General features: G+C 55.2%; 19 protein-coding genes. 10 read left to right on the forward strand and 9 right to left on the reverse strand.

What is annotated here, in order from left to right; genetic code table 11:
- On the reverse strand, positions 1-483 hold a 483-nt coding region (locus tag EAO80_RS20140; protein WP_245998741.1), incomplete at its 3' end, for an FxLYD domain-containing protein.
- Between the two features lie 68 nt (positions 484-551).
- The gene (locus tag EAO80_RS19105; protein ID WP_122091401.1) at positions 552-794 is read right to left on the reverse strand and encodes a hypothetical protein; all 243 of its coding nucleotides are present in this window, start codon (positions 792-794) and stop codon (positions 552-554) included.
- 522 nt (positions 795-1,316) lie between these two features.
- Between EAO80_RS19105 and EAO80_RS19115 the strand changes: the two genes are divergently transcribed.
- From EAO80_RS19115 to EAO80_RS19135, 5 genes are all read left to right on the forward strand, one after another.
- Positions 1,317-1,775: a hypothetical protein gene (locus EAO80_RS19115; RefSeq protein ID WP_245998742.1), complete on the forward strand. Its 459-nt coding sequence runs from the start codon at positions 1,317-1,319 to the stop codon at positions 1,773-1,775.
- A 106-nt stretch (positions 1,776-1,881) separates the two neighbouring features.
- Positions 1,882-3,414 carry a hypothetical protein gene (locus tag EAO80_RS19120; protein ID WP_245998743.1) on the forward strand — a complete coding sequence of 511 codons (1,533 nt, stop codon included), beginning with the start codon at positions 1,882-1,884 and terminating at the stop codon, positions 3,412-3,414.
- Positions 3,411-6,989 carry a VirB4 family type IV secretion system protein gene (locus tag EAO80_RS19125; RefSeq protein WP_245998744.1) on the forward strand — a complete coding sequence of 1,193 codons (3,579 nt, stop codon included), beginning with the start codon at positions 3,411-3,413 and terminating at the stop codon, positions 6,987-6,989. Before EAO80_RS19120 ends, EAO80_RS19125 begins: the two co-directional genes overlap by 4 nt.
- Positions 6,989-8,365: a hypothetical protein gene (locus tag EAO80_RS19130; protein ID WP_122091404.1), complete on the forward strand. Its 1,377-nt coding sequence runs from the start codon at positions 6,989-6,991 to the stop codon at positions 8,363-8,365. Before EAO80_RS19125 ends, EAO80_RS19130 begins: the two co-directional genes overlap by 1 nt.
- 265 nt (positions 8,366-8,630) lie before the next feature.
- Positions 8,631-11,666, forward strand: coding sequence for a type IV secretory system conjugative DNA transfer family protein (locus tag EAO80_RS19135; protein WP_122091405.1), 3,036 nt, complete (start codon positions 8,631-8,633; stop codon positions 11,664-11,666).
- 13 nt (positions 11,667-11,679) lie between these two features.
- Here EAO80_RS19135 and EAO80_RS19140 read toward each other — a convergent pair whose 3' ends face one another.
- From EAO80_RS19140 to EAO80_RS19160, 5 genes are all read right to left on the reverse strand, one after another.
- Positions 11,680-12,312 (reverse strand): hypothetical protein, encoded by a 633-nt coding sequence (locus tag EAO80_RS19140; protein WP_122091406.1) that lies wholly within the window; start codon positions 12,310-12,312, stop codon positions 11,680-11,682.
- A gap of 1,273 nt (positions 12,313-13,585) precedes the next feature.
- Complete coding sequence (locus EAO80_RS19145; protein ID WP_245998745.1) at positions 13,586-14,407, reverse strand: ABC transporter permease; 822 nt, start codon at positions 14,405-14,407, stop codon at positions 13,586-13,588.
- Positions 14,404-15,063 (reverse strand): ABC transporter ATP-binding protein, encoded by a 660-nt coding sequence (locus EAO80_RS19150; RefSeq protein ID WP_122091408.1) that lies wholly within the window; start codon positions 15,061-15,063, stop codon positions 14,404-14,406. Before EAO80_RS19150 ends, EAO80_RS19145 begins: the two co-directional genes overlap by 4 nt.
- Before the next feature lie 315 nt (positions 15,064-15,378).
- Entirely contained in the window at positions 15,379-15,828 is a 450-nt protein-coding gene (locus tag EAO80_RS19155; RefSeq protein ID WP_122091409.1) for a type II toxin-antitoxin system VapC family toxin, read from the reverse strand.
- The gene (locus EAO80_RS19160) at positions 15,825-16,214 is read right to left on the reverse strand and encodes a helix-turn-helix domain-containing protein (protein ID WP_122091410.1); all 390 of its coding nucleotides are present in this window, start codon (positions 16,212-16,214) and stop codon (positions 15,825-15,827) included. Before EAO80_RS19160 ends, EAO80_RS19155 begins: the two co-directional genes overlap by 4 nt.
- A 181-nt stretch (positions 16,215-16,395) precedes the next feature.
- On the opposite strand from EAO80_RS19160, the gene EAO80_RS19165 reads away from it, so the two are divergent.
- From EAO80_RS19165 to EAO80_RS19185, 5 genes are all read left to right on the forward strand, one after another.
- Positions 16,396-16,881 (forward strand): SWIM zinc finger family protein, encoded by a 486-nt coding sequence (locus tag EAO80_RS19165; protein WP_245998747.1) that lies wholly within the window; start codon positions 16,396-16,398, stop codon positions 16,879-16,881.
- A 56-nt stretch (positions 16,882-16,937) separates the two neighbouring features.
- Positions 16,938-17,522 (forward strand): SprT family zinc-dependent metalloprotease, encoded by a 585-nt coding sequence (locus EAO80_RS19170; RefSeq protein WP_122091411.1) that lies wholly within the window; start codon positions 16,938-16,940, stop codon positions 17,520-17,522.
- Between the two features lie 540 nt (positions 17,523-18,062).
- On the forward strand, positions 18,063-19,145 hold the full coding sequence (locus EAO80_RS19175) for a hypothetical protein (RefSeq protein WP_245998748.1): 1,083 nt from the start codon (positions 18,063-18,065) through the stop codon (positions 19,143-19,145).
- 629 nt (positions 19,146-19,774) lie between these two features.
- Positions 19,775-20,974, forward strand: a complete 1,200-nt coding sequence (locus EAO80_RS19180; RefSeq protein ID WP_162994096.1) for a carboxypeptidase-like regulatory domain-containing protein — start codon at positions 19,775-19,777, stop codon at positions 20,972-20,974.
- Positions 20,975-21,041: 67 nt separating this feature from the next.
- The gene (locus tag EAO80_RS19185) at positions 21,042-21,221 is read left to right on the forward strand and encodes a hypothetical protein (protein WP_122091413.1); all 180 of its coding nucleotides are present in this window, start codon (positions 21,042-21,044) and stop codon (positions 21,219-21,221) included.
- A 347-nt stretch (positions 21,222-21,568) separates the two neighbouring features.
- Here the strand turns inward: EAO80_RS19185 and EAO80_RS19195 are convergent, their stop codons facing one another.
- Together EAO80_RS19195 and EAO80_RS19200 are read right to left on the reverse strand one after the other, a co-directional pair.
- Positions 21,569-21,766 (reverse strand): helix-turn-helix transcriptional regulator, encoded by a 198-nt coding sequence (locus tag EAO80_RS19195; RefSeq protein WP_122091415.1) that lies wholly within the window; start codon positions 21,764-21,766, stop codon positions 21,569-21,571.
- Between the two features lie 3 nt (positions 21,767-21,769).
- A complete protein-coding gene (locus EAO80_RS19200) occupies positions 21,770-22,165 on the reverse strand; it encodes a hypothetical protein (RefSeq protein WP_122091416.1) in 396 nt (131 codons plus the stop codon).
- Positions 22,166-23,257 lie beyond the last annotated feature (1,092 nt).

The following is a 23,257-nucleotide window of genomic DNA, read 5'->3' on the forward strand; positions in this document are numbered from 1 at the left end:
GCGGACAGTGACAAGCGTGGCACTGAGATACTCGTCATTTGTCCCGTAGAAGACGAGCTCGATATCAACGACGTCGATGGTTTGGTCGCTGACGTTCGTCACCATACCAGAGATGAGCAGCGAGCCATCAGACGCCTGCTGTGCATCGGCCGTTATTTCAACAGCACTCGGATCGCGAGCAGTAGTCTCGTACTCGCTGTAGTTCTCGTCGTACTCGTCACGATTGATCTGGGTAGCGTTCTCGTCGGGATGCTGCTGGCGGTCTGTCTGGTTTTCGCTATCGGTCTCAGTAGTATTTTGCTCGGTATCACGCTCGCTCGTGTTGTCCGTATTAGTAGTTCCTTCAGGAGTCGCGTTCTCCTGCGACCCGGTATTAGTACCGCCAGTGGGACGTTTTTCGTCATCATCGTCTTCCCACCAGCGGGTTCCAATACAGCCAGAGAGGGAGACCAGAGCTCCCATACTCCCGAGAAGTTTGGCCAACTGTCGTCGTGAGATCATCGTTTGTCGAGTTATCGGTAGTCTGTTATCGAATTCCGCTCTATCCTCCGCTAGTCGATCCCAACGCCGATTCCTAAGAGGAGGAATAGCCAGTAGAACACGAACAAGCCAAAATTGCGAATGCTGAATCGAGGCAACTCATCACCGGCACCCAAAAAGAGAACGCCACCAGCGGTGGCCAAGAACAGAGCTGCAAGGATCCCCCACTGACCGACAAGTAAGATAGCGAGGCCGACCGTTCCAAGCCCGATCACTTTCGCGGCACCAGCATTCGTTGAACTCAGAAATCCCATTGCTATCCTAGTTCTAATAATACTCTAATATTAATCTTGGGTCAAACAGAGCTGAGAAACGAGACTGCAAACTGAATCGATCGCGAGTTATCAATCCGATTCCTGTTCCCGCCGAAGACAGCGCTGAGCGTGTAGCAACATCCCGCGCCACGTAAACCCGTTCGTCTCTTTCGTTTCTGAGAGCTCTTCGTACTGTTCGAGCGGGACTTCGATTAGGATAGATTTCATTTCGTCCTCATCGGAAGCGTCCGCTTGGCCACCATCCGGGAGGAGAATCTCTGTCTCGTCGTCGATGTGTGGTTGATATTTGGATTCCATTGTATTGAGAGTGAGTAACGGTTCGATACTAGAGCTCTGCAGAGCCATTCGCTCGTATCCCTATTAGTCTTAGCAAAGATTTATCACCGCTGACTATTGTACTAGACTTATAGAAAACTAATACTAGTATAAGCAAAATCAACAACGAATAGCAATCACTGACCAAAGTACTTCCACACGACTCACAGCCAATTTCGAAATTCCATGTCATCGACAGACAATACCCCTCCCGAAGGCGAGACGACAGATAGTCACAGACCGCTACAGTCACTCATCACACGCATAGCGAGGTTACTGCAGGGTTCGACGCGAGTTCCAACAGCGTATCTCGCGGCAGGAAGCGCCATCGGCCTCCTCGTAATCATCGCGAGCACACCCGCTGCAGCCCAGGAGTTCTGCGATGATCCCGCCGGACAGCTGTTGATCTCGATTGAGACAATGCTGATTAACTACGGGACGATGCTGTTGTTTCTCGCCTTCCTGATTGGCGTCGCTATGTGGGCGCTGACACCCATCTTTGCCGGGCAGAGTGCGATCGGGCTCGGGATGATCTTACTCTCGTTCGGGGCAGCGATTGCCTTTGTCGTCGGCACCCAGTTCTTTGGGATGACCTTCGAGATCGCCGGCGCCGGCGGCCAGAGCTGCTCGACCGTTCTCAACTAACCGTCCTCTCTGGACTCTCGCGATTCGCCACCGAACCCGATCGTCTATGAATATACCACTGAACTCGCGTCGGCTGGTCATAATCGTACTCGTCATGGGCCTTGCCATGACCTCGATAGCTGGCCCTGTTGCTGCTGCTTCAGCGACTACAGACACACTGGATACAGATGGGGTCGTTCTTCAGACAGACTCAGGTGATCTAACCGATACCAACGAGAGTGATAGCACAGCTTCCAACGGGAATAACGACGAGTCGAATGTCACTCCAGAGGATCTGGAAGAGCTGCCGATCGACATCGACGAAGACGACGTCGATCTCGAGGAGATCAACAACGAATCCGAGGCCAACGCGACCAACACTACCAACGGAACCGACGGCGGCACACCGCAGATCGGTGGCGGTGGTGGGACCGGTAGTATTGGGCCAAGCCTCTCACCCGAAGAGAACGCCGAGGATCTCGCCGAGTGGCTCCGCGGTCAACTCCGCGGAGCGACCGTCTACCTTGTTGATGAGGTGATTAACGAGATGCTCGGCACGCCCACGCCCGAAAACGACGGGTGGCAAGGGATTCTCGGTCAGCCCGTTGGCGAGACGTACAGCGACCTCTACGAGGAGGTCTATATGCAGATGATCTTGCCCCCGGCGTTTCAGTTCATGATCATCGGATTCATCTTCTTCACCCTCTTTGTCGTGCCGTTTTCGCCGATGACCGGCCAGCGTGTCTGGTCAGTCCTCTTGGCAATGTTCGGTGCCGGGGCGTTGGTGATGCTCAGTTGGAACGTTGCATCGTTGCTCCATCACGTCTCGGATGCCGTAACGATGTGGTTCCTCCCACAAGGCGAGGAAATTCTCCCGAGTGGCGACCCGAACAATCCCTTCTCCGAGGAGCACATCAAGCTGAACGCCGGACCACTGGCAGTTAGCCTCGGCGTCTATCTCGCGAGTTGGAACGTCGGGCTGATGTTGGCGCTGATCCACGGGATCCGCCATGCAATTTTGTTTCTCATGCCAACGGTCCTCCCGATTATCCTTGTCGGGATGTACTTCGGACCTCGAACATCGAAATCAGCGTTCTCGGTACTGTTCTGGCAGTATATCGGCCTACTGGTAATGAACTGGCCGACAGCACTCCTGCTCTCGATTGGCTATCACGTCGGCTTCGATTTCGGGATGGGTGCTGCGGGTTCACTCGCGAACATGGCAGTGACGATCGGCGTGATCATCCTCGCAGTCGTGCTCCCACTGACGATCCAGACGTCGTTCCTTGGCGGTTCGTTAGTCGCGATCATCACCAAGGGCTCGGTGCTGTCGGCGGGCATGAATACGGCCCGGCAAGTCCTACCGTCGCGCGGGGATGCCTCCCGATTGAAACGCGGTGGGGGTTACATCAATCCCGTCTCGCGATTCACTCGTGATCGAACCACCAATAGCAACCGTCAGCGACGACAGGACGTTGCGGCGACTGATGGCGGCTCATCTACTCAATCCCGGTTGACGAGCTACTCACAGTCTCACTCTCGATCAACCTCCTCTCGACGATCGAGGCCGCCTCGCAGTCAACGAGACACTGGTAGTATCGACGCTCGACGGCGCGAGCGCTATCGTCGCCTTCGCAGCAATAGCTCTAATTCACCATGAGCACAGGAACTGATCAACAACGCGCAGCGGACAGACGCAAAGTCCTCCCGAACCGATTAACCGGCCAGCGGATCGCCGGCGTTTCGAAAGTCGCGATCTACGCTGGCGGTGGTACAGCCGCGATGACGTGGTTTGCCGCGGATATGTACGTTCCACCGGGTTACCGAAGTCCGATCTACGGACTTGCAGTCTGCATGTTCGTCGGTTCGATCATCGCCTCGTTTCACACGCCGAATCATCTCTCGGTTCATGAACACCTGCGGCGACGCATTACCCATTATACCCGACAACACACCATGCTGAGTGCACGAGACGGCAGTACGAAAGAACAGCCCACTAACGACACACTTCCCGGTCGAATCGTTCGACTTCCGATTGTTCGGAACGTCCGGGGAATCGGCATCGACGAGGAGGAACGCTCGCAGGACGCCGTGCAAGTCTCCCGTCCGTTCCACAATTCGCCGGCGATTGAGACAGCTGACGGCGGTGTGATTGGCGCGATTAAGATCCGCCCAGCAGCGATGGCCGTGGCCGACGAAGGCCACTGGACACGTCGTGTCGAGCGTCTTGCGAACGTCATCGACTCGTCGGTCACCGCTCGGACACAGTTCACCTCAAAGATGCGCGCCGTCGATTACGGTGATCGGCTGGGTACCTACGACGATCGCGAGCAGGACCTACTGGATGAACTCGCAGCGAAGCACGGAGATATTGATACGGCCTACCGGAAAGCACGCAATGGTGAGATCGATCGTGAAGACCTTGGCCTCCTAGTTGGGGCTGACCTCGCTGATGAGCGCCAAGATGTGATCGATCTGTACGATGTAACGACGCTCAAGCGCAATTACTACGTCACGATCAAGATCGAACCAGCCGATGTTGTAACCGAAGACAACGTTGAGGCAGGCGGCGGAATGGCGAACGTTCCGCTATTGGGCCGCCTCTGGAAACACAAGGAGCTCCGTGATCTTCGCCAGGAAGGCGATCACACTCAAGTAATGGTTGAACGTCTTGAGAACAAACTCGAGACGCTTGAGTCGGACCTCCGGACGATCGAGGACATCAGCACGCGAATTCTCTCCTCGACGGAGCTCTCGCAGGTCTTCGCCGATCACTATCAGGCGGCCAATGCGTATGCCAACGCTGACTTCGGCGATGTCATCCGGCTCTCGCCGAAGCCGACCTCCAGTGAAGGAACGGCGATGTACGGCGTCGATCACGACCATCTACGCGACCTTCCCAATGGCCCGATCGGCGAGTCCAACGGCGCTGTTGAACCTCAAACACCGGGCGAAACATCTCGAATGGTCGGTCAGGGGGACGACGACAATCGCCATACTGTCCCCACTCGCAGTGATCAATCCGATGAGCCCAGTGACAAGGGCATCGTCAATACGGCGAAGAGCACCGCGAGCTCCTTTGTTGATCGAGTCGCGAAGATCAACGACGACCCCGTCGCCGACGTCATCTTAACCAAAGAGCAGCTGATCGATCACTACCAGACGGTCGTCGGGCCAAAGGATGGCATCTACCGAGGCAACGAGAACTGGATCACGATCGACAACGCCGTCTACAGCAAGACGCTCTCCATTCGCGAGTGGCCGGCCGTCCCCAAGATGGGCATTCTGGAGCCGATCCTTCGAGAACACGAACCCGGTGTCGCGGTCAACGTTGCGACTCATATCAACCCGATCGACCAGCAACGCGCTGAAATCGAACTTTCGGACACTGAGGATCAGCTGAAGGACAAAAAAGAGAAAGCCGAGGACTCGCGTCTCCCGATGTTCCTCCAGACCTATCGGAAACAGCACGACGAAGCCCAAGAGATGGTCGAGGCGAACCAAGACTCTGAGTACGACCTCTTCGAGACGAACACCCACATCGAACTCCGGAGTGACGACCCGGAAGCGCTCGGTCGCACCATCGACCACATCAACTCGATGATGAACGACGAGGGCGCCGAAGCACGCCAAGAGACAGCCCACCACTTCGAGGGTTGGCAGTCAGTCGCGCCCGCGTGTGATGATAAGCTCGAGGAACCGATCATGATGTTCGCCGACGGTGTAGCCCGTGAGTTCCCCTGGACTTCCCGGAATCTCCACGAACCGAACGGCGTCGAGTTCGGGATCAACATGCACACGAACGAGCCGCTGTACCTCGACCTCTGGAACCGCAAGACCGGCTTTGACTTCGGTATCTTCACGAAAAAGGGCGGTGGGAAAACCACGACTGCAACGGAGATCCTCGGCCGACTGAACACGGTCTATCGCGACGACCTGATGACGATCATCATCGACCCGCTGCAGGAGTACGCCAACCTCGCGACCATCCACGACGGCGAGCGCCTTGTTGTCGGCGGAGATACAGGCATCAACCCGTTCCATATCGAGGCGACACCCGAGGAGAAATTGGCGACGATCGGCAAAGGAGCGCCGTACAAGCACTGGTTGGAGGGCTGTATGGACTTCGTCGAGATGTACTACGCTGACGAGGGGTTAGACTTCGCCGAGAAGAAAGGGATCTGGCGCATGGCGATTCGAGAAGCTGCCGAACGCTACGGAATCGAAGACGATCCACAGACCCATTCGGCCGAATTTCGCCGCGAACAGGGCTATTCGGGCGACTGTCCGACGCCGATGGACGCGATTGAGATCATTGACGAGATGACCAACGAGCCTGAGGAGTGGGTTCGCTCGAAGCCCGGTCAGGATCCCTCCGAGCGGAAAGTCGAGGAACGGGAAACAACAGCGGTCGACATCATCAACAACGACATCCAGCCGTTCCTGCCTGGTGGTGAATACGAGCACTTCACCAAGCAGACTGATATCGACCTTGAGGATTCGACGTTCTTCTACGTCGATATGCAGCAACAGGAGGCCTCTACCTCGATCGGGCTGACGATGCAGGTCGTCTACGACCTCTTCTACGAGATGGTCAAGACGATCGACATCCCATCGGTGATCTTCATGGATGAGTTCCACTACATGCTGCGGGACTCGCTCGCCCAGAAATCGTTGAACCAGAAGTTCCGTCATGGACGTCACTGGGATCTCTCACTCGGCGTCGCGACCCAATCGTTCAAGGACTTCTTCGGGGAGGACGCCGACGGTAACACCCACCTCACCGACAACGCCCAAGTCCTCTTCGAGAATATGCCCACGCAGATCTTCCACCAGGAGGATATGAGCGACGAGTGGGCTGAAGAGATCGGACTTACCTCGGATGAGGCCAGATTCATTCGAAATGCGGAGCCGGGCAATCGTGAACTCGGATATTCGACGGCATTACTCCGGGTTTCGGACAAGGGCACGTACCCGCTGAAGGTGAAGATGGACTTCGAGGAAAATCCCCGCGAAGCCGTCGTGACGGAGTTCGATCCCTCCGAGCACGGCGAGGATTTCTACTCGTATCTCCTCGAGTACGACGACATCTGTGAGTGGCGCTTCGCTCCGACGACGGACAGCGAGGTTGTCACCGACACAGAGATCACGGCGACAGGTACGAACTCAATTGGAGACGCCGTAAAGCAGAACGAAGGTTCGCAGCACACCAATAGCGCTACGGGGGACGACTGATGGGGCGAATCGTCTCGGCGTTGGTCCGTGATGATATCCGCCGCTCGGTCGCCCGGAAGATCCCAGCCCTTCGCGACGGCGGCTCGGATGCCTACGATACGTTGCAGCTGACCGACGACGTGATCGACGAACTCGAAGAGGCCCGCGCCGAACGTCGCGCAGTTCACGTCCTCCCACACAAGGAGGGCGGTGGAATTCCGAAGGCGGTCGACCTGCTGACGTCGGTTCATCCAATGCGGACTGGGACCAGCACGGGCTCGCGCCCAGCCCACGCTTTCGAAATCCGCAACATCAACGAACAGATCGGCTTCCAATGGGTGATGGGCGGCGAGAAGTATCAGAATCGGTTGGCTCGACAGCTGGAAACATTCTACCCCGACAGCCACATCGAGATCGATGAGCTGCCCGAGCCCGAGCTCCTCCCCTTCCGTGAAGACTGGCATCTGGCTGCCGCTCGCCTCGAGTTGAAGCTGCAGGGCAAGAAGGAGCGTTACTATCCAATCAAGCATATCGACGTTGAGGGCTTCGAGAACGATCCCTACGGCTCGATTACCAGCGAAATGGTCGGCGAGCGCGAGGCCGAGACAGTCACGAACGTCGCGACGCAGGTGATCTTCCGGCCAGCACCCAGCGACTGGTACAAGGGTGGTGTCCTAGAGCCCTCGATTCACGACGTCGCCGACGATCTCGAAGAGAACGTCCAGCCAGCCGATACGAAGGACATCGTTCGTGAGATGGTCTCAAAGGAGGGTATCGACCTCATGGAAGCCCGTACGCAGAAGCGCGGGACGAACAAGAAGACGACAGCGGCCGCTGACGCCGTCCGACGGCAGGCTGGACAGAAGGGCTACGAGGTAGACATTCGGATTGTCGCGGTCGGTCAGGATCCAGAGACGGCGATCAGTCGAGTCGACGAGACGGCCGATATGTTCGAGGGGTACTACGATTCGGATACTCAGCAGGGCTTTGATTGCGTCCCGATGAGCGGTGAGGACCTCTTGGAACTTGTGCAGTTGGCGATGCGCCGCGAGTACGTCGACCATGGAATGACGATGGGTGTTCGAACGGCAGCAGGCGTGGTTCACGTCCCGAATGATTCGATTAACACTCAGAACGTAAGCTGGACGCGTACCTCAAACGCCGGGGACGTCCCAGCGGACTCACCGCGCTTCAGCGACTGGCAACAGCCCGCAATTGACTGGGATGCGCCGGATCGGTCAGTGAAGCGAGATCCCAGCGAGTGGAGCTATGCGATCGAGCAGTCCCAGCTAACCGAAGAAGAGGTCAGTGAGGCTGAAGACGAAGAGCAAGAAACGCAGGCGGTTGACGAACAGCCAGACCAGACGCAATCAGATAGTACGGAGGCAGCACACTAATGACCCCATCCGATTCATCCACCGACAACGGAACAGATACTGCAGACGATTCGGTTCGATTCAGCGACTGGCTAGACCCTTCACTAAACTGGGAGCCAGCAGATCGATCAGCAGCGAGCGATTCTGAGGAGTGGCCCTATGCAATCGACCAGGCCCCACCAAGCGAAGCTGAGTACAGAGCAGCCAAAGAACGAAAATACGAACGCCGAGCAGGCGAGCAAGCAGCTACGAGCGACCACTCGGATGCGACGGAGGGAGATGACTAATGGCACTATTCAACCCATTCGGCAGCGACGACGAAAACGAATCTGAGGGAACCGACAGCAGTGAGACGACCTCCGCAACAATCGAAGGAGAGTACGATCCGACCCAGCCAAAACGGATCAACGGCAAGGAGTGGTGGATCGAACGACTCGATACTGTCTCAGGTGACGTTGAAACCTACGCGGGTGAGTGGCCACGGGCGATGATCGAAAACGCCGCTGAAGCACCTGACCAGCCTATTTGGGTCGGGTGTTCCGAGCGTACCGGTCGAGAATTCGGTGTTGAGTTCTCCCGAGCCTTTCGGCATATCGCTTACCTTGGCTCAACGGGGACGGGGAAGACGACTGCTATCTACAACAGCGTCACCCAACTCATGATGGGCGGGCATGGTGTCGCGATTGTTGATCCGAAGGGTGACGACATCTATGACCTCTTACGACGGGTTCCGAAGTGGCGCTGGGACGACGTGGTCTACGTCGATCTCGGTGCGGACTATTACTCACTGGAAGATGAGGAGACGGGCGAGAAAGTTCCCTACCAGATCGGCTTCAACATCCTCGATACGTACCACGAGCCCGGTGAACCTGGCTTCGACGAGGAAATTGAGTGGATCGTCGCCGACCTAATCGAGTTGCTCGCGGCTGGCGAATACTGGGGACCACGGATGGACCGGATCGCGAAAAATATGATCCGGGGGATGGCCCGCCACGAGGAAGAATTCACGATCATCGAGATCTACTACGCCTTGCTCGAAGAGGAAAATCGAAAGCAGTACGCAGACCTAATCGGCGATTCGATTGACGACGATGACATCATGTTTCTCGAGGGATTCACCCGCCGAATTGCCGAGGAACTCAGCGACGATGAACTCGATCCATTGCTTGGGCGACTCAAAGACTGGGTCGAGAACCCGATCACGCGGAAGATCATCGCCATGCGTGGCGCCGAGGTCACGCTGGGTCAGATCGTTAACGAGCAGAAGATCCTGATCGTCAACAACGACCTGCCGAAGGAAGCGAAGATCATGACTGCCAACGCCGTCGTCAGTGGTATCTGGACGGCGGTCACGTCCCGTAAGGATCCCTCTGAACAGCAGATGATGGAACTGGCAGGCATGGACGACGTTGGGAGCGAGTATGCGCCCTTTTTCCTCGCAATCGACGAGTGCCACTCGGTCCTCACTGATGGCGACGAGATCGAGACGATGCTGATGGAAGCCCGCTCGAAGAAACTCGGGTTGATGCTCTCGACGCAGGTCCTCAGGTCGCTCCCGGACGATGCAGCAGATGCAATTATATCCAATTGCAACACGATCCTCTCGCTCACGCCGAACCATCCCGAAGAGGCGCGTGAGATCGCAAACCGATTCGGTGGAATGGATACTGAGGATTTGCAGCGAACACCCGATTACCATGCACAGACGCAACTCAACAGTGAGGATGATCCGTTCCTAGCGAAACTCATCCCACCGTATCCACCATGCCATACCATCGAAGAAGCATACGAGCTAATCGTTACCTCGCTCGAGAACTACGGCTCGCCAGTCCAGAGTGGCGAGGAGATTCTCGACGAGATGCACTTCGATGCCGGTGGAGCGATTTCAGCCGGAGATGCTGAAGCAGGTGCCAGTGACGGTAGCGACGAACAAGTCGACGTCACAAGCGATCCGGCCGAACAAGCACTGTACGAAGCGGCCTATACAGTGCAGATCAAACGAGATGCGATCGGTGAATACGTCAAGAGCGAGGCAGTAAAAGACGAATGGCGACGCCGAGCCGGTGAGCTTGGCTTCTCTTCGGAAGTCTCGAACGTCATCGAACAAGCCCCTGACGAGTATCTCCAACGCCAGCGCCGAGACGGAACGTCCGTGATGCGGGTCACACCAGAGGGCCTCGAATATGCAGGACTAGCACAGGATACCGGCAGCAGTGCAAGCGGTGGTGGCGACGAACACCGGTGGGTACTCACTGAAGCGTATCGCGCGTTCACGAAGCTCGGGATGTTCGTCGAACTCCCGACCCAAGAAGGAGACGAGGATCCAGATGGAATCGCCGATCTCCCGATCGATCCGATGAATGCTCAGAATCCACGGGAAATGCACCAGCGAGAGGAACAGTTACGAGACAAGTATCCACACCTCTACGAGCTTACCGACGGGTTGAACATCAGTATCGAGGCTGAAACCTCAACACTAGAAAAGCCGATGCAGACGCTGACGAACCTCCGAAAAGCAATCGACGAGCACAAACTGTGCGTCTTTGCGTGTAAGGACGGGACAGCTAACCACGACCGATTTGACTACTGGCCGCGGCGTGGTGAGGGGATCATCTACGACACCACCGGCCGAGGGGCGAATCGGACAATCAACTACGATCAGATGACGTTCGCTGCTGACGTTGACCAGAACGACAATCGGACGTTCTACAACAAGGTCGAGACGCTCGCTGTCGCGCCGGACATGTATGCGCTACGTCCACGAAGTGAGGCGAATCTCGTCTGGCGTGAGGAGGGCCAAGAGGTTGTGATGAGTGATGAAGACGGTACTGAGCACGCTCGTTTTGAGAGCCGTGAGGCGGCGGCGAATCCATCGAAATCGGACGTCCCAGCCTACTCCGTGTACGATGCCTCTGAACAAGAGTATACGGTCCGAGCCAGCGGTGAGAAGTTAGTGTATGGCTCACGGGAGGAGTTGGAAGATGACTGGATGGTGGTTCGAGCGCCGTTCATTCCGGAAACCGAATTCGACCGGATACCGACGCCGGAGGACTTCCTGTTCGTCGTGTTCCCCGACGACGACACGGAAGAATACACTGAACCGATGATCTGTGAACAGGGCGAAATCCGACCGCTGCTACCCGAAAATACCGCCTGGGACACGAAAGAGAAGACAGACATCAACGAACCAACAGACGATCCTGCCGATCCGGGAGTGGAGACGAAGAATGCTGACGAGCAAGCCCGTACACCAGCGCAGCAGGAATCATCGGAGGAGGAGGACGAAGACGATGGAGTGAGCTTTGCCTGGTCAGGCCGTTAACTTCGGTACTTCATCACTCTCTACTGCTCGTCACATCATCGAGATACTCGTCAAGACGCTCTGGATCGAGATCCGTTTCGTCGAAGAGGTAGTCCCGCAGTGCATACATCCCGAGTTGAAGTCGATGGAACTCTTCTTGCTGGTCTTCATTCCACGCTCCATGTGGTTCCGCATCGATAGTGGCGACGGTCTGGGCGAGTTGGGCTAACTGTTCCTGTTGGTCTTCGACCTGTTCACTCAGCTCTTCGAGAGTGGCTTCATCGGCAGACTGGTCCTGTGACTGAAGTCGATCAATTTCCGTCTGGGTCTGGTCGACTCGCTCCGAGAGCTGGTGTACTTTTTCTGGGAGATCGGAGAGCGTCAGCCCAGTCTCGTCTGTTGTCTCGAGATCAGTCGTGAGCTCTTGTCCAGACTCTGTGAGCGAGATCTCCTTAGCAGGAACGACCGTCCCCGTGGCCTCGGGTTGATGGGTTGTGACGAGTCCCTGCGGCTCCAAATACTCAGAAATCCGATACAGAATGATCCGGTTCTCACCAAGGTCAGTTGCCTCCCGGACCTCTGTTGTAGTGAGCGCTGTCTCAGCGTCGGCAAGCGCGCGAAGGATCTCGATTGATTTCCAGTCAAGCGAGTCAGTGGCAGTGCTCATATCAAACCCTACTAGAGCCGGACAGATATATCTTCTCCAAGAATATTCTCGAAGAACTCTTCTTCGAGAAGAGTCTCGTAGGGATATTTCTTTGAATATTTCTCGGTGTTTCTCGGCCAGTAAAGCGGCGCGTTAGCTAAGAGTAGGGAAAGGTACCCAGTAGGTCGAGAAGGAGGATACCCCCAGGGGCTGGTGCACAAGCGAGCCAACAGACCCTCAAAAAAGAGAGATGAACCAGCGAAACACACCACTGGGAGTCCACCTCGAGACAGCAAAGCTGGGAGTCAGACTAAGCTCAGACAAAGGGGAGTCCCACCGTGACGAGACACTCACAATAATCATTCCTGCCGATGAGTAAACAGCGTTGAACAGAGAAACACCTATAGAAAACAAGAATTCTAAAACTACCTCCAGAGAGACCCAGTCTCCAGCAGTGCTGGGACCTCACAGAGAGATGGCGTGTCCAGTATCAAAGGGAAGGCAGGGGGAGCTGAGAGCATCCTGTTCCAAGAGGGAACCATCGAAACACTACATCATAGTGAGGAGGTAGAGGTATTCTAATAGAGTGAGGTGAGAGAAATTGGGGTCCAACTACAGCGCAGTGCAATGGGGGTCCACAATAGTCTGAGTGACGGCAGGGGTCCAAGCGAAGCACAGCCAAAGAACCCTAACTCAGACGATAGAATCTGGAACATTCAATGGATAGCGGCAGAGTGTGGGTATCTGTCTTCTCGGGCGAAGGGGTACCAATCTCTCAGTACCGAACACGACAGCAGCATAGTAGTACAACGAGAAATAGGAGATCAAGACACAGGAGAGAATAGTGATTCTCAGATCAAAAGCAGGTCGAAAACCAGTACCGAGAATAGCGACAATAGCGCAAGCGTCGATCTCGAGCAGCGTCCAAGCAAGCTGACTTCCCAAGTGGCGATAAAAGGACAACAGCGACGGACAGCCAATCTCGACTCCCTGATTGCGATAGCTAATCGACTCAATGAGTGAGTGGACAGTACTGACTCCTGAAAAGCAAGGAAGTCGACTCCCAAGTAGGCGAGAAGGGAGCCCAATCTAGCGATCTGTAGTGACGTAGTATTGGATGAGTCGATAGCTGAAGCGAGTCGCTGGCGAATATGAATTCATAACCGAACTCGAGTGCTATCCATGGAAGTATCCAGGATGAGAACCAAGGCGGGACCCCAAACAGGTGCAAGAAATGAAGTGGACCCCACTCGATCGAGTACCGGATCCCTCGAAAGTAGAGCTCGTCTCGGGACTACTCGTCTGCATCATCGATCGTTTTGAGCTGGTCAGCCTCGGTGAAGACGTAGTTCCCGATGAGGAGACTGCTGGTCATACTGGTCAATCCGCCGGCGCCGAAGATCATCGCCATGATGACGAACTGATAGAGTGCGGCATAGATTGGGTTCTCCCCAGCAAGGATCATGCCGGCCATGATTCCTGGAATCCACACCCAGCCGAGACTCTTCAGTGAGTCGACCACAGGGATAAGCGAGGCCCGGACCCCGGTCTCGACGTGTCGCGAGATGACGGCTGTAGGAGAGGCACCAAGCGCAAGTTCAGCCTCGATTGTCTCGCGGTTCGCGTTGATCTCGCTTTTGAATCGATCAAGCGCGAGTGAGTTGATCTGCATCGCGTTGGCGATGATCATACTCCCGACGGGAACGAGGTTTCTTACACTGGCCTCGATCGCCCCTGCGAGCGTCATCGTGACGATCACCAGCCCCGAACCAAAAACGATAGCGAGAAACGAGACTCGAACGACGCCAGGCAGCCCTTCACCACGATTCTTCGAGATCCACGTCGCCCCACCCATCATGCCGAGCAGAATGACACCACTCCAGACGAGATCCACGGTCAGTAAGATCCCAACGATCGAGCCCATGGCAACGATCTGGATCAGTCCTCTGACTAGTGCGATCCCAAGTTCACGTTCGAGCGCTAAATCTCGGTAGCGGGAGATGCCGACAACAATGATCGCAAGCAGACTCGCGACAAAAACCTGCGTCAACCCGGTCCAAACAACGGGATCCTGAAATTGTCTGAGGAGGTCCATTACTGGCGCAAGCGTGCTCACGAAAGGACCTCCGTGGGCGTCCCAAGTCGGACCAGTTGCCCGCCACGTAGTTCCATCACCCGGTCACCGATCCGCCGGGCTTGCTCCTCATCATGCGTAACGAGGACGGTCGTGAGATCCAGTTCGGACAGCAGATCCTCGACGCGTGCTTCTGAGGCCGAATCGAGGCTCGCAGTCGGTTCGTCGAGCAACAGTACCTCGGGATCGTTAAGCAAAGTGCGAGCGATAGCGACACGCTGTGTTTCACCCCCGGACAGATCCTCGACAGTACGATCCTCGTACCCCTCGAGTCCTAGCTGTGTCAGTATCTGTGTGGTACGCTCAGCGTCGATCGGCTCGTTTCGAAGCGTGAGCCCTCGAGTTGCGTTCTCGAAAACCGTTCCGGGAATGAGCGCAGAGCTCTGTGGGACGAGACCGACACGAACACGAAGCTCACGTGGTGGGATTTCGTGGTAGTCCACGCCATCGAGCAGGACGGTTCCCGCAGTCGGTTCGTCGAGTCGGTTGAGCAGACGAAGGAACGACGATTTGCCTGCACCGGATGGGCCGATGATGACGATCACCTCGCGGTCGCGAATCGTAACTGAAACCCCATCGACGAGTCGGTCGTTCTCGACGACCCGTGTGAGATTTCGTGTTTCGAGCTTTGGTTCCATGAGCGACTCTTCACACCTTCTCGAACAAAGCTTTCGTGTGCACCCCCGTTTCGAAAGCAAGCCGGTCCTCGTACCGATAAACTAACGGTTGAGCCGATCGGAGCGTCGTTCTTAGTGAGTAGTTTGATTTCTAGTTGTACATCAAGATACCAGTTCACCGTTTGAGGAATCTTACAGAAGCCTTGTGCAACACCCCACAGACTAAGCGAATGACGTTGCACAAGGGATGCAGTCCAGTACCGGACCGCGGGTACGGGAGAAATGACAATGATCGCTATCGACGTGATGCGAACCACACAGCTACACAGACAGTCGTTATACCTCGCCGACGTCGTCGGGAACAAGGGTAAATTCGAGTGTTCGAAAGTCACTGTCGAACGCAAAGATCTGCTCGACGTCACGCTCGTCAGCAAGCACACCGGTGAGATGATCGACGAGCGAAATCGCTTGATCGTCGTAGCGGTCGAACTGCGTTACAGCAGCCTCGAACGCCACTCGGTCAGGGTGAATCACAGTCACGTTCTGCGAGTTTCGTATCTGGGTGAGTGCTCGTGAAGCGACATCGTAACTATAGCGGAGAAGCAGCGTTGTGAGCTCGCCAAGTACGTGACTGGTTGTATAGATCGGACGGTACTGGAGGTCACCAGCGAGAATTGCCTCACGAACAGCAGTTGCCCGCGTGTGCTCGGCGTCGTCTTCGTCGAAGATCGCATACCAAGCACTTGTATCGACAAATAACGGTGATGTACCGGGATCAGCACTCATTCGTTGGAATCACTGTCGTCAGCGATCGCAGCGGCCAGATACTCGTCGGTGTTTCGAGAGACGTCGGATGCACCGCTTGAGAACGTTGCCGGGTCAGTAAAGAGCGAATCGTCCGCGTCGAATTCCCTAGGAGATGGAGACTGGTCGTCGTCGACGAACCACCAGACGACCGCCCCGGCGCCGACCTTGCGCCGGGCGACGATACCTTGGTCCTGGAGTCGGAGAAGTTTCTGGCGAGCGGCTTCAGAAGTGCAGTCGAGCTTTTCACCGACTTCTTTTGCGGTGACGATCGGATCCGGTGCGTATTGGATAACCTCGAGGACGGTATCGGGGCTTACCGTCTCGACATATCTCCCCTGCTCGTTGCGTTCACGGTCGGAACTCATACGCTAGGCTATGGAATTCGAGAGGTATAGTCCTATTGCCTCGAAACAAATGGACAAGATTTATTACCTATTGGTACGTAGCAAGAGGTAGAGACAGACCCGCTCCTTAGGGCACTTCAGAGTTAGAAGGATGCCCGCCTGTTGGTGCAGGCGAGCTGGTCTGTTTCAGACGAGACAGACCATGTGCACGAACACGATCGACACACTTGAGTTCGACGCATCGACTGCCAAACGCGCCCGGTACGAAGCCTTCGACTTCGAGCTTGAAGCGCCCGGTCTCGTGACCGTTCGCAACGAGAGCCACGAGAACGCCGACGAACACAGTTACCGGGTGAATGTCGAGGAGGGAGTTCCGGTCACCTGCGAATGTCCGTCTGATACGTATCACGATGGGGCCTGCAAGCACCGCGTCGCGGTCGCGATTCGTGAGCCTGTTCTCGAGGCTGCAAGCGACTACGAGAGCGGCGAGGAGCCGGAAGTCGCGACCGACGGCGGGACGACTGTCGAGCGTTCAGCAGCCAGTGCACCCGCTCCGGAACAGCATGGCAACGAACGGCCAGCGAACTGCGACTGCCTACCGACGTTTGAGGACCTTCCGTGCTGGCCCTGTTATCGTGACGGGTTCCGAGCGCCGAATCCAAACGTGGAGGCTACTACCGAGGACTGAAGCGGTGTCCGGTGGTTGGATAGTTCGCGAGCAAACGTGACGTCAGTATTTGGCCGATGAAACAAGCACAATTGACGGATAACGATTGGACTGCCTCGGCGGTTGAGAGCAAATCAGCGTCCGCGCAGAGTGATGAGAACGAAGCGAGTGGCGAGAGTCATCCAGAGACAAAAGCGGCGCTGTGTGAGCAAGCAGCAACCCACGCTAGTGAAGTTACTGCCGAACACTTTCCAGAGTTACCTGTTAAGACGATCAACTGGGAGACCTCGACGCGGATGCAGCGCTCTGCCGGCGTCGCGATCTACGACCACCAGGGTGAGCAGATCACGATTCGTCTCTCGTGGGATGCGTACGAGGCATACGGCTGGGAGCAGTTTTCCCGGGTCGTTCGTCACGAGCTAATTCATACCTGGCAGTATCACGAGTACGGTGAGGCTGATCACGGGTCGACTTTCAAACAGTGGGTTGAGCCGCTGGAAACGGATCGGCATTGTGAACGGTATGCTGATCCGAAGTATTGGGTTATCTGCGCGGAGTGTGAGAGTCGTGATCCTCGATATCGTCGGTCGAAAGTCGTGAAGCACCCCGAGAAGTATTCATGCGGTCGGTGTGGCGGTGCGATCTCGATTGAGGAAGCGTAGTACGGTTATTCGTAATCACCCACGGCAAAATCCGAGGCCCCAAGAAACAGTGGGTGCTACCTGAGAATTCATTAAATAGTTCGGCAGGAATGTGGACAGAAGAGATTCCCTGTCCGATAGATTCCACGAATGTCGAGTCAGTCATCACGACCGCTAATATGAGGGTCGTCAGCCGGGCAGTGCACTTATCGGCGATCGGAACGCCAAGCGCGGCGAGTTCGGTCAGCTCGCTCGGGTCGTCCAGCACCTCAAGGAGCTAACTTGGCGTCTCGTCGAATCATCGGAGCTTGACGGGCCCGCACATGGTCACGCTGGGAGTGACCCGGTCGGGCAAGACCTACGGGGCTTCGAGTGCGGCGGCCGCGTGGTACGCCGAGCGAGATGACCGAACGTTGATTCTCGTCGATACGCAAGGGCGGCTTTACGGGACTCACGGAACTACTTGGCGGCGAGCATCTCACGATCGAGGACGACCAGCAGCTCAATCCACTCGAGATACAGGCCCCGCCCGAAGGAAACCAGGACATCGACGCCTATCGCATGGGCGTTGACCTTGCCACCGATTTCTTCAAAACAATTCTCACTGGGCAAGGCGTCGACGCTTCGGACTATCACTCGGTGATCGAGCAGGGAATTGAACACACCTACAAGGCTCACGGTGTTGTTCCCGGCGACGTTGAAAGCGCCGAGACGCCGACTGTCCGCGATCTCATGGCGACGTGGGAAGATATGGGGGAGAACCCTGGCGAGTACACTGTCAGCGGTGACGGGACCAAAGAGAGCGACATCAAGGAAACGCGAGCGGCCGAACTGCTCGATAAACTCTCGGGGTTCAGCGAGGACGGCAAGTACCACAACCTCCTCGGCGAGACCTCACTGGGACTCACCGATAGCGACGTGACGATGGCGTACCTCGACATGGATCAACTCGATACCGACAACGACGCCGAACAGTCAGCCATGCTCTCGTTGGCGCAGTCCCAAATCACACAGAAGGTCCGCCGAAGCGAGGGCGAGCTCCTCTGTTTGATCGACGAGGCGCATATGCTCCTGCACAACGACGCGCAGGTGTCATATCTCCAGCGGGCGTTCCGCGAGTGGGCGCGCTACGACGCAGCCATGTGGCTCGTCTCGCAGCATCCCAGCGAGTTCCTCGCCGACAACTCCGAGGACAAGAACTCGGACAAAAAGCAGGCACTCCTCGATCAGACCTCGTTCACGCAGATCTTCAACATGGGACGGATCAAACGCGAGGTAATCCGGGAGTTCGTCCCGAACGACGCGCTTGTCGATACGATCAAGACGGACCTCACGCCTGCTCTCGACGAGGCCGGGTTCACCGAGTGTGTGCTCAATGTTACAGATAATGACAAACCCGGCTGGCACCGCGTACAGGTCGAAGCGTCGCCCCTCGAGGACTACGTGCTCAACTACGACGCCGACGACCACGGCGACTTTAATCGTTATATGCGCCGCTTCTTGCACGGAAGTGCCCTCGCGCCGGTTGAAGAACAGTTCCACGAGGATGACGAACAGTCCAGCGAGCAGGTCGACGAGGACACGGCCGACGCGAGCGCGGAGCCGAGCCTTGCCGACCTATATGCCGCACAGGCCGACGACTAACGATCACGCATCACTGACACGAAGACGGGCTCTGTTGAGATCCTTTGACGAGATTAGTGAGCGGGGTTCCTCCATGAGGAGTGTTTGTTTCGTCGACGCGCTCAGAAAACGGACGTTTTCAATAGACTTGGATAGGAATTTATCTAACAACTATACTACTATTCAATATTATATCGAGGGGTGGTAGTTAAGGCTGATGAGTATCCTTCTCAAAACACTCTGAGAGTAAATATCAGAATCGGGGAAGTATGATAAATAGAAAACATATACTACTTCTCCTCGTGTGTGCGGTGGTTCTGGGAGCAGGCTGCACCGACATGGGGGGAGATGGCGCTGGAAATGGTACCGGAAGCGATCAAACACCTTCTGAAAGCGAAGATCTCGAGAACGAACAAAACGATAGCCGTGACGAATCGGACTCTCCGTTTGGCAACTCTGACGAGTCAGACACGAGCAACGAGGACGATTCCGGTTCATCAGCAGCGACCTCACAATCCGATGGAGACGATAGTGGCGAATCGACCCGTGACTCAGATACTGAGAGCTCGGGTGAAAGTAGCTCAGACACCGAAACCTCAGCTGGAAGCGACGAGGACACGCCTGCAGACCACCGGGATCTCACCGCGACGGTGACTGACGCGAATGGCGACCCAATCGAGGGTGTTGACGTGACGGCCACCCACGACGCTTCGGGCGAGTCGCGCACACTCACGACTGGCGATGATGGCATAGTCGTCTTCTCTGTCCTTGATGGTGAGTTCTCACTATCAGCAGAGGATAGCTCCGAGACCGTGACGGTCGACGGCGATACCGATACGACACTCGAAACGGAGATCCAACCCGAGGAGGGCAGTGATGCCTCTAGCGATGAGCAGGAGCAAGACGAACAGACCGATAGTGAAGAACAGACTGACGAGACCGACTCGTCGAGCGAGGATAACACCGACGAGGACAACAGTAACGAAGAGAACGAGACCGAAGCACCACCTGACGAGGACGACAACGACGGCGATACTGAAGAGCCCGCACCCGGCCCGGATCCAAACCCCGGTGACGATGAAGAGAACGATAGCGAGGGCAACGAATCACCGCCCGGCGATGGTGAGGAGAACGACGACTCGGAGGAGAACGAGAGTGAAGAGAACGACTCTGAAGCCCCAACCGGTCTGCAGACGAACACCACGATGACAGTCGAACTCGTCGACCAGGACGGCAACCCGGTGCAAGGCGAGGTGTCGATGGGACTCGTCGGACACGGACTGAGCGTGTCGGAAGAGACCAACGAGAACGGCGTCGCGACCTTCGAGAACCTACCCGACCAGAGCGATCTGGGCGCTGACTCCTATCAAGCCGAACTCAGTGCCGACGTTGAGGGGTACCAAGTGAGCGAGGGCTTCTCGGACTTCACGACCGTCATCCAGGGCGGCGAGGACAATACCCACACGCTGGACCTCGTTGAGGAACCGACTGTCCACAACGTCTCCGTGACGGTGCGGGACGACGAGACGGGCGCATCAATCCAGGGCGCACAGATCCAGGCCAATGGCGGACGACTCCCCACGGGGGGCGATAAGGTCTTTGAGGGGACGACAAACGACGAGGGGACATATACGACGACCGCCGCCGAAGGGCAGTATGAGATCGAGACCCGACATGGCGGGTATTCGCCCGACACGCAGACGGTTGACATTGACGGTGATACGAACATCGTCTTTGAACTTGACTCGCACCACCTCTCACCGCAGCCCAACGAGAGCGAGGCGAACAGCTCGTCCGGGCCGAACGCGAGTGAACCGAACGAATCGGGCATGAACGCGACGGCTGCGTAGCCCTTTCCTTTAGTGTCACCAACGGTGAGTTTACCATCTTAATGCAGTAGTGCATAGGACATATAGAATGGCAGATAGGCTTGATCGGACGGACGAACTCGCACAGAAAGACGAACGGATCGCAGAGCTTGAGGCACAACTCCGAGAGACGCCGGCCACGACCGAAGCGAGGGCCGACGGTGGCGAGACCCGGTCGATCGAGGAGCAGGCCGCCGCCGTGGTCCACGAACTTGAACGGGGCGACTGATCACGATGCCCATTAAAAATATACCAACCCTGTCTAGATACGACATATGAGTACTCTGTGGCAGGTTGGATATATCATAGTTGTAATCATTGGTATTGCCTACGTTTTACTTCCTAAGAGTAGGCACAGATTCGGATTTGAATTCCTTCGGCGTTCATCGTCCAACCAATCTGGGAGATCCAGTACCTCTGTTTGGCTTTACCGAGGGTTAGGTGTGGTATTTTTATTTATCGGCATAACAGGAGTCCTCTAAGAGGTATTCTTCCTGTATGTAGCGATTGGTGCATCTTCAATTTCCAATTAGAATGGATGAAACACCTGGTACGTAGCAGTGCGAATAGAACGCCTTATTCACGCTCATACGAAAATAGTTCTTCTATTGAGCAATCAAAATATATTGCGAGCTTGAATGCAAGTTCAAGAGAGGGGTCGTATCTCTCTGCTTCAAGTGCGTTAATGGTCTGTCGAGTAACTCCGACCTCTTTCGCAAGGTCCTCTTGGGTCAAATCGTGCTTTGCTCGGTAGACCTTCAATTCATTTTCCATAGCTTACTCCATATATCGATAGTAGACAAAATACGCCCCATAGAAAATCAGTCCACAGAACACGTATATCGTACTGGCGCTGTTCTGTGGGAAGACCTCAAATACCATGTCTATACACAAGACACTCATTAACACCCAGAACGAATTGATGCCCACTTTTCCATACAATTCGACGGTTCGCTCATCTCCTAACGCTTTTCGCTCACGGGCTGCAGATACTGCTCTATAGCCGATGAACACGAGAATCCCAGCCGGGACGAGTCCTCCGAGATAGCTGATTGGTGAGAGCGAGTAGTACTGGACTGTTGCAGCAGTTACGCCAAACGTGAACACGGCACCGACGAGCATCAGGTATCCGTTGCGTTTCTGGCGCTGGATGTTCTCAGGGAGTTCGCTCATAGTATCACTGGAGTATCTTGCTTTGAGTTCACTTCTTGAGTAGCAACCCTCACAAAGATGTCCGCATCAGCAGACATTGTGGAAGGTATCCTTTCCATATTGGAACCAATATATTCCATTGGGTTAAATGCTTCGCTGAGGAGTCTGGTGAAGATAACTCGTTTTGCTGTGCTGACTGATTCACTAACCCAGAACTTGGAGGAGACACCCTGCCAGATATACACCCTCTATGCAGCACCTGTTACGTAGGACTGCTTATTGATCAATAGTATAGACTTCATCCCAGAGAAATACGATTCCAATAATGGCCATAAAAATCCCGAAACTATTTATCGAAGATTCAACATTATAACATTATAATCGCAGATGGGAGTACACGAGGAAGAACATATCGACTGTACTCATAGAACCGATCCACATACATGAAATTCAATACTATGAACCAATCCACGATTGAGATGATCGCGCTTGCTGTGATGGGTATTCTCTTTATCATAGTCAGTGGCTTTCTTCTTACTCAAGCCCCCGCTATTTCGGCTAGTGGTGGAAGAAACCGACTGCTCATTGCAGGAGTCATCGGAACCGTGATTGGTGGTGTATTTCTCTATGAGAGTGTTACTCGATAGTAGTCCTGTATGTAGCGCTGAGTGCCGTCTTCATTTCCCGGTCAGAATGGATGAGCCCCCGGTATGTAGATATGCAAATATTCCAGAAGTAGGCTATGATAGTGGAGTATTCAGAGTGCCATTCCACGCTGATAGACCTACGCTCTGCGGTTAGTCAGATATTGTTCGAAGGTGTTTAGATAAGAATTAATTAATAGGGATGAGGTTCTAACATTTAGTGTGGTTCGAACGACAGCCTGTCGATGGCATATCGACCACATCACTGTCAACCACTCCCTACTCCCCAATCCCCAATCCCTGGGAGTTTTTCCGAAGCGTAGACAAATCAAAAATATTATTAAAATCTACCCGATGAATATACTATGAAAAGCCAGATTCAAGTCAAGCACTGGATATTTAGTGCGGTTCTTGGAATCATTTCAGGAACCATATCATATCTGTATTTTTCGTCTAATATAACCATTGT

It is taken from the genome of Halalkalicoccus subterraneus, from assembly GCF_003697815.1.
Lineage (GTDB): Archaea > Halobacteriota > Halobacteria > Halobacteriales > Halalkalicoccaceae > Halalkalicoccus > Halalkalicoccus subterraneus.